The organism is Aeromicrobium sp. PFPM2_SD2 (assembly GCF_057364525.1).
Window position 1 is genome coordinate 1 of record NZ_JBNFNZ010000100.1, and the last position, 6,756, is coordinate 6,756.

A 6,756-nucleotide genomic window follows, 5' to 3' on the forward strand; every position below is an offset into this window, starting at 1 on the left:
CCGGACGTGCGAAGCCCCCGCCGGGCAGGGCGGGGCCTCGCTGCCTGGTGGACCGCCTACTCGGCGACCTCCTCGGCGGCCGGGTCGGGCGCCAGGCTGCCGATGTCGGAGCCGGTGTCGGACATGTCCTCGGGCTCGGCCGGCACCGGACCCTGGTTGGCCGGCGTGCCGCCGTCGGACGAGCGTCCGTCCGGGGCCTCGTCGATGCTGCCGGCGTCGTGGCCGGTGTCCTGGCCGACCACCCGGTCCTGGTCGCTCTGGGGGGCGACGTTCTCCTGGTGGTGGTTGATCGCGCCGCTCGGCTCGCGCGGGGTCCCGGGGTTCTGCTCGGTCATGATGCGTCCTCCTGGTTCATCTTGCGGGCGTTCTCGGGGCTCGACTCGAGCTCGCTCTCGGCGCGGGCCTCGACGACCGTCGAGATCAGCGAGAGGATCGCGGCCACCGCGGCGCAGGCGAGGCCGACGTAGCCCCAGGGGCGGGCGGGGAACACGTCGTACCGGCTGAGGATCATGAGGAGCACGCCCACGACGAACAAGGTCGCGAGCACACCCATGCGGATCCCGTAGGACTTGCGGTACTTCTTCACTCTTCGCGGTGCTGCCATGACCGCTCCGTACCCACCGGGCGGGGAGTCAACCATCATGGACGCGTGCCTCACACTCCCCTCGCCGCCGGTCTCCTGGACGTCGGCGACGGCCACGCCCTGCACTGGGAGGAGCACGGCTCCCCCGACGGCGTCCCGGCGGTCGTCCTGCACGGCGGCCCGGGGTCCGGCGTCTCCTCGGGCTGGCTGCGCCGGTTCGACCTGACCCGCTACCGCGTCCTGCTGCTCGACCAGCGCGGCTGCGGCCGCAGCACCCCGCACGCCGGACGCACCACGGACGCGCTGCGCGCGAACACCACCCAGCACCTGGTCGCCGACCTCGAGCGGCTGCGCGAGCACCGCGGCGTGGACCGCTGGGTCGTGCTCGGTGCGTCGTGGGGCTCGACGCTCGGGCTCGCGTACGCCCAGGCCCACCCCGACCGCGTCCGGGCGCTCGCCCTGTTCGCGGTGGTCACCACGACCCGCCGCGAGGTCACGTGGGTGACGCGCGACATGCGCCGGCTCTTCCCGCGCGAGTGGGAGCAGCTGGTGTCGGCGCTGCCCGCGGACGAGCGCGACGGCGACCTGGCCGCCGCGTTCCACCGGCTGCTCGTCGATCCCGACCCGGCCGTGCACCACGCGGCGGCTCGCGCCTGGTGCGCGTGGGAGGACCGGCACGTGTCGCTGACGCCCGTGCACGACCCGCGCTTCGACGACCCGGAGTTCGCGCTGGGCTTCGCGCGGCTCGTCACCCACTACTGGAGCCACGCGGCCTGGCTGGGCGAGACCGAGCTGCTCGACGGCTGCGACCGTCTGCGCGGGATCCCGGGGCTGCTGGGCCAACCGGGCCAGGGCGACGTCAGCCGGGCCCGCCGGACGTCGCCCCACGACCTGGCCGCGGCCTGGCCGGACGCCGAGCTCGTCATCGTCCCGGACGCCGGGCACGGCACCGGCGCCGCGCTCGAGGTGGTCGTGCGGGACGCCGTCGCGCGTTTCGCGGCCCTGCCGTGACCGTCAGGCCCTAGGCTGCGGCCATGTCCCAGCGCGTGACGATCGTCCCCCTCGACTCCGACGTCTTCAAGCAGAACGAGCCCATCGACATCGAGTTCGACCTCGAGGGCGGCCGCGCCATCTCGGCCACCACCCAGGTCATGTACGGCGCGCCGTTCCTGGTGCTGCTCATCGAGGACTGACCCGACCGGACGCGCGACCTGGCCGTCGGGAACAATGGCGGGGTCACGCGATCTGGAGGAGCCTGCATGCGCATCACCCGTCGTACGTTCGTCGCCGCCCCGGCCGAGGACGTCTGGAAGCTCGCCTGCGACTTCTCGCTGTGGCACCCGAAGCTGGCGCACTACACCGGCGGCCCCGAGACGTCGGCCGAGCTCGTGGTGACCGTCGTCGAGCGTGACGACGCGGCGATGAGCCTGCGCTACACGATGCCCGAGCCGCCGTTCAGCATCGTCGACCACACCGCCACCATCACGGTGCGCGACAACGGCCACTCCACCTCGTACGTCACCTGGGAGGCCGACGTCGACGCCGCGCCCGAGCAGCAGGACGAGCTCGAGGACAAGCTCGGCGACGACGTCTTCGACGTCGCGCTCGACCAGCTGGCCACCACGGCGCAGGACGCCCAGGTGCAGCCGCGCTGAGCGGCTAGGACCGCCACTTCTCGAAGCCGAGCACGATCAGGCGCATCTGGCGCCGCGCGCCCTCCTTGATGCGGGCCTCCAGGTCGGGCCGACCGTCGGGCATCTCGACGACCTCCTCGGCGTTGGCCACCATGTTGCGCACGAACAGGCGCGACACCATGTGCACGTCGTCGCTGTGCCACTGGTCGATGTTGGGCAGCTTGGCCAGGACGACGGCCAGCTCGCTCTCGAACAGCTCCAGCTCGTGCCGGATGGCCTGACGCACCACCGGTGACCCGCCCACGCGCTCCCGAGCGACGAAGCCGAAGTGGGCCTTGCTCACCTTCACCGTCTCGACGAGCACCTCGGCGGCGGCGTCGATGATGTTGGCGAAGACCTGCGGGTCGCGCTGCGCCTCGCGGATCATGCGCCGCAGCGTGCTGAACGACTCCTCCACGAGCGCCAGCCCGAGCTCGTCCATCGACTCGAAGTGGCGGTAGAAGGCGGTGGGGACGACGCCGGCGGCGCGGGCGACCTGGCGCAGGCTGATCTGCGCGAAGCCGGACGACCCGCTCAGCTCGAGCGCCGCGGCCATGAGGGCCTCCCGCGTGCGCTCCTTCTGCTCCTGCCGCGTCCCTGCGGCGCTCCCGGTCGCCATGCGGCCAGCCTATCGACAAAGTCGGTGAACAGGTGTGCCGCTCGCCACGCCCGCATCCGGCCCTGGTGATTGCGTCACCACCAGGGGTGTGCGACCCTTGTAGTGCACACGCGTTCACTGAACGCCCGGAGCAAGGAGCCTGATGGGACTGATCCGCGCCGCGCTGGCGTCCCGACCGGTCGCGTCCCTGACGTCGCCGCACTCGATCGACCAGTACCTCGAGCACGTCCACCCCATGTGGACCGTGACGCAGGTGCGGGCGCGGGTCGTGGAGGTCGTCCGCGAGACCGGCGTCGCGAGCACCGTGGTGCTGCGTCCCAACGGCGCCTGGAAGGGCTTCCGGGCCGGCCAGCACGTCGAGTTCGGCGTCGAGGTCGAGGGCAAGCGCCGCGTGCGCGTCTTCTCGGTCTCCAGCTCCGAGAAGCGGCCGGGCCGCACGTTCAGCGTGTCGGTGAAGGCGCACCCGGACGGCTACGTCTCGCAGTACCTGCACCACGAGCTCAAGCCCGGCACGCTCGTGCACCTGTCGCAGGCCGACGGTGAGTTCGTCCTGCCCGCGCAGCTGCCCGACCACGTCCTGCTGCTCAGCGGCGGCAGCGGCATCACGCCGGTCATGTCGATGCTGCGCACGATCCGCGACGCCAAGCCGGGCACGCCCCGCCCGCGCATCACCTTCCTGCACTACGCGCGCTCGCGCGAGGACGAGATGTTCACCGCCGAGCTGGACGCGCTGGCCGCCGACGCCGGCCTGGGCCGGGTCGAGCGGGTCTACACCCGGGTGCCCGAGCCCGGCGCCGAGCTGGCCGGGCGCTTCACGCCCGAGCACCTCGAGCAGCTGGGCATCGACCCGACCACCACGCTCACGTACGCGTGCGGCCCCGCCGGGCTCATCGCGTCCGTCCGCGACGCGTACGAGGCCGCCGACGCGGTCGACCAGCTGCGCGTCGAGTACTTCAAGGTGCCCAGCGTCGACCTGTCCGCGGCCGACGCGACCGGCACCCTCACGTTCGAGGACAGCGGCGTCGCCGCCGACAACTCGGGCGCCACGATCCTGGAGCAGGCCGAGGCCGCCGGCCTGTCCCCCCGCTACGGCTGCCGCATGGGCGTCTGCAACACCTGCGCGGTCAAGAAGAACCACGGCGCCGTCCGCCACGTCATCTCCGGCGAGGTGGCCGCCAACACCGACGAGACCGTCAAGATCTGCGTCCAGGTCCCCGTCGGCGACGTCAGCATGGCCCTCTGAGAGGAACTGACCCGTGTCCCACTACCGCACCAAGCACGCTCCGATCGAGCCGCTGAGCGCCAGCAACCACAACAAGGCGCCGCAGCCGCTCGTCGGCCCCGACACCGACAAGCGCGCCACCATCGGCACCGACCTCATGAGCTACGAGCAGCTCGAGGAGTTCGGCCACGAGCTCGACGCCGTGCGTCAGCGCGTCCTGGACGACCTCGGCCAGGCCGACGCCGACTACATCCGCCGGGTCATCAAGCTGCGCAACGCCTTCGAGGTGCTGGGCCGCATCGGCCTGTTCATGCCGTTCTTCTGGCCCGCGTTCGTCGCCGGCATCCTGCTGCTCGGCGTGGCCAAGATCCTCGAGAACATGGAGATCGGCCACAACGTCATGCACGGCCAGTACGACTGGATGAACGACCCGCTGGTCAACGGCCAGAAGTACGAGTGGGACAACGTGGCCCCCGCGCAGGAGTGGAAGCACGGCCACAACTACATGCACCACACCTACACGAACATCCACGGCATGGACCGGGACATCGGCTACAACATGTTCCGCATCGACGCCGAGCAGCCCTGGTACCCGAGCCACCGGTTCAACCTGCCGCTCGCGTTCGTCCTCATGCTGCTGTTCGAGTGGGGCGTCATGTACCACGGCGTCGAGCTCGACGAGTACCTCGCCGGACGCATGGACAAGGACGAGTTCCAGGGCCGCAAGAAGCGCGCGCTGCGCAAGATCCGCCGCCAGCTGTTCAAGGACTACGTCGCCTTCCCGGTCGTCTCGATCGCCCTGGTGCCGTTCACGTCCTGGTGGACGCCCGTGCTCGTCCTGGCCGGCACCTTCGCCGCCAACGTCATCCGCAACATCTGGACCTTCCTGGTCATCTTCTGCGGTCACTTCCCGGCCGAGGTCGAGACCTTCAAGGAGGAGGAGGCGCAGAACGAGACCCGTGGCCAGTGGTACCTGCGCCAGCTGCTCGGCTCGGCCAACATCTCGGGCAGCAAGCCGTTCCACGTCCTGACCGGCAACCTGAGCTACCAGATCGAGCACCACCTGTTCCCCGACATCCCGGCCCGCCGCTACGGCGAGGTGTCGGCGGACGTCCACCGCCTGGTCGAGAAGTACGACCTGCGCTACAACACCGGCCGGCTGTCGCGCCAGCTGTGGAGCGTCGCCAAGCAGCTGCACCAGCTGAGCAAGAAGCCCGACGACCCGTACAAGATCGGCAACTCGCCCGAGTCGAAGGCGCTGCGCCGGGCCAAGCGCGCGGCCGAGGCCGAGCGTCGCGCCGCCGAGCAGGTCGCGGCACACTAGTCCGCATGGGTCTGAGCCGTCACGAGATCACCAAGGACGTGCTGCAGCAGTACGTCGAGGCGGCGTTGAGCACGGCGGGCGGGGTCGCAGCGATCTGCTTCGACGCCGCCCGCCGCGTCACGTCCGAGCTGGGCGCCTTCGGCACCGAGGTGTTCGAGATCCGCGAGGCGAGCCGGCGCGCGAGCCAGGACGCTCGGCGCCCGACGCCCCGTCCGCCGGCTAGCGGAAGCGCGGCAGGCGCCGCTCCCCCGCCGCGGCCAGGGGTTGAACGTGCAGCTGCCGAGCCCCTTGGACTGCTGCATCATGACCGGCGCCGGGCGCTTGCGCGGCACGAGCGGTGGCCGTGCCCGAGCCAGTGCCCGGTCTCGTGGTTGACCACCATGTGCCGGTAGTCGCGCAGCGAGCCCCTGCTGCGGCGCCACGCCGGGCTCGCGTACAGCCAGCGGGTCTGGTTGATGACGACGTTGCGACCGGCCCGGCAGCTCCACTGCCGGCTGCACACCGGCGAGAACGACGGCAGGGTCCGCGACGCGGCCAGGTACAGCGTGAAGTCGCCGCCGCGCCGCACCCGCCGGAAGACCGTGCCGGTCGAGCGCCAGCCCCGCGGGTCGTCGAACGTCTGCTGGGCGAGCCGCTTGAACAGGCTCAGGTCGGCGGTGACCCGCCCCTTCGTGCGGACGCTGTAGGTCACGACCCGGCGAGCCGGCACGCGGTGCTGGACGACGCGGGTGCGGGCGGTGGTGACCGTGGTCGAGCGGTAGCCCTCGCGCGAGCCGGTGACCCGCACCGAGAGCCGGCGGCCGACGTCCTGCGGCTTGATCCGGTAGGTGGACGCTCGGGCGCCCCCGATGCGGGAGCCGTCGCGCAGCCACTGGACGCTCAGCGCCGTGCCGCCGGTCCAGCGTCCCGGGCGGAGCGTGAGCGTGCGTCCGTACGCGGCCGTGCCGGCCACGCTCGGCGCGACGAGGTTCTGCACCGGCGGGGCGGCGTCGGGAGCCGGGGTCGGCTCGGCCGTGGCCTGCGCGCTCGTCCCCCCGGCGACCAGGAGCCCGGCGGTGAGGACGACGGTGAGCAGCGTGCGCATGACACCAGTGTGGCGCCGTGGCGCCCCGATGTCAGTCGCCCCAGAAGACTCGTTCCACGACCTGCCGCGCCTGCCGCGTGGTGCGCAGGTACTCGTCGACCATGACCTCGCCGCCGTCCAGCCCGTAGCCGAGCAGGTGGGCGACGCCGGCGCGCTCGGCCGCCTGCTCGACCATCGACTCGGCCGGGCGGGAGCGGAGCAGCACGACGGCGTTGCGCACCCGGCTGACCAGGCGCCACGCGGCCTCCAGG

At 71.8% G+C, this 6,756-nt stretch carries 10 protein-coding genes; 5 read left to right on the plus strand and 5 right to left on the minus strand.

Features of this window, described 5'->3' with window-relative positions; all coding sequences use genetic code 11:
- Positions 1 to 56: 56 nt before the first annotated feature.
- The gene (locus AC2W7G_RS06805; protein ID WP_485867766.1) at positions 57 to 335 is read right to left on the minus strand and encodes a hypothetical protein; all 279 of its coding nucleotides are present in this window, start codon (positions 333 to 335) and stop codon (positions 57 to 59) included.
- Positions 332 to 604, minus strand: a complete 273-nt coding sequence (locus AC2W7G_RS06810) for a hypothetical protein (RefSeq protein ID WP_485867767.1) — start codon at positions 602 to 604, stop codon at positions 332 to 334. Before AC2W7G_RS06810 ends, AC2W7G_RS06805 begins: the two co-directional genes overlap by 4 nt.
- Before the next feature lie 45 nt (positions 605 to 649).
- On the opposite strand from AC2W7G_RS06810, the gene pip reads away from it, so the two are divergent.
- The 3 genes from pip to AC2W7G_RS06825 all read left to right on the plus strand — a co-directional run bounded on the left by pip (position 650) and on the right by AC2W7G_RS06825 (position 2,238).
- On the plus strand, positions 650 to 1,594 hold the full coding sequence (gene pip, locus AC2W7G_RS06815) for a prolyl aminopeptidase (protein ID WP_485867768.1): 945 nt from the start codon (positions 650 to 652) through the stop codon (positions 1,592 to 1,594).
- A 23-nt stretch (positions 1,595 to 1,617) separates the two neighbouring features.
- Entirely contained in the window at positions 1,618 to 1,776 is a 159-nt protein-coding gene (locus tag AC2W7G_RS06820; protein ID WP_485867769.1) for a hypothetical protein, read from the plus strand.
- Positions 1,777 to 1,842: 66 nt separating this feature from the next.
- On the plus strand, positions 1,843 to 2,238 hold the full coding sequence (locus AC2W7G_RS06825) for an SRPBCC family protein (protein WP_485867770.1): 396 nt from the start codon (positions 1,843 to 1,845) through the stop codon (positions 2,236 to 2,238).
- A gap of 4 nt (positions 2,239 to 2,242) precedes the next feature.
- Here AC2W7G_RS06825 and AC2W7G_RS06830 read toward each other — a convergent pair whose 3' ends face one another.
- Positions 2,243 to 2,875 (minus strand): TetR family transcriptional regulator, encoded by a 633-nt coding sequence (locus AC2W7G_RS06830; protein WP_485867771.1) that lies wholly within the window; start codon positions 2,873 to 2,875, stop codon positions 2,243 to 2,245.
- 142 nt (positions 2,876 to 3,017) lie between these two features.
- Here AC2W7G_RS06830 and AC2W7G_RS06835 point away from each other — a divergent pair, with 142 nt between their 5' ends.
- Both AC2W7G_RS06835 and AC2W7G_RS06840 read left to right on the plus strand, forming a co-directional pair.
- Positions 3,018 to 4,118, plus strand: coding sequence for a ferredoxin reductase (locus AC2W7G_RS06835; protein ID WP_485867772.1), 1,101 nt, complete (start codon positions 3,018 to 3,020; stop codon positions 4,116 to 4,118).
- Positions 4,119 to 4,131: 13 nt separating this feature from the next.
- Positions 4,132 to 5,421, plus strand: a complete 1,290-nt coding sequence (locus AC2W7G_RS06840) for a fatty acid desaturase family protein (RefSeq protein WP_485867773.1) — start codon at positions 4,132 to 4,134, stop codon at positions 5,419 to 5,421.
- Between the two features lie 301 nt (positions 5,422 to 5,722).
- Here AC2W7G_RS06840 and AC2W7G_RS06845 read toward each other — a convergent pair whose 3' ends face one another.
- Together AC2W7G_RS06845 and AC2W7G_RS06850 are read right to left on the minus strand one after the other, a co-directional pair.
- Entirely contained in the window at positions 5,723 to 6,505 is a 783-nt protein-coding gene (locus AC2W7G_RS06845; protein ID WP_485867774.1) for a DUF3152 domain-containing protein, read from the minus strand.
- Between the two features lie 31 nt (positions 6,506 to 6,536).
- Positions 6,537 to 6,756 (minus strand): hypothetical protein (locus tag AC2W7G_RS06850; RefSeq protein ID WP_485867775.1); only part of this gene is annotated, 220 nt, incomplete at its 5' end.

What these genes read in the sequence shown, in the direction of transcription:
- AC2W7G_RS06805 (WP_485867766.1), bottom strand. Translation starts at nt 335, where the DNA reads ATGACCGAGCAGAACCCCGGGACCCCGCGCGAGCCGAGCGGCGCGATC.
- AC2W7G_RS06810 (WP_485867767.1), bottom strand. Translation starts at nt 604, where the DNA reads ATGGCAGCACCGCGAAGAGTGAAGAAGTACCGCAAGTCCTACGGGATC.
- AC2W7G_RS06820 (WP_485867769.1), top strand. Translation starts at nt 1,618, where the DNA reads ATGTCCCAGCGCGTGACGATCGTCCCCCTCGACTCCGACGTCTTCAAG.
- AC2W7G_RS06825 (WP_485867770.1), top strand. Translation starts at nt 1,843, where the DNA reads ATGCGCATCACCCGTCGTACGTTCGTCGCCGCCCCGGCCGAGGACGTC.
- AC2W7G_RS06830 (WP_485867771.1), bottom strand. Translation starts at nt 2,875, where the DNA reads ATGGCGACCGGGAGCGCCGCAGGGACGCGGCAGGAGCAGAAGGAGCGC.
- AC2W7G_RS06835 (WP_485867772.1), top strand. Translation starts at nt 3,018, where the DNA reads ATGGGACTGATCCGCGCCGCGCTGGCGTCCCGACCGGTCGCGTCCCTG.
- AC2W7G_RS06845 (WP_485867774.1), bottom strand. Translation starts at nt 6,505, where the DNA reads ATGCGCACGCTGCTCACCGTCGTCCTCACCGCCGGGCTCCTGGTCGCC.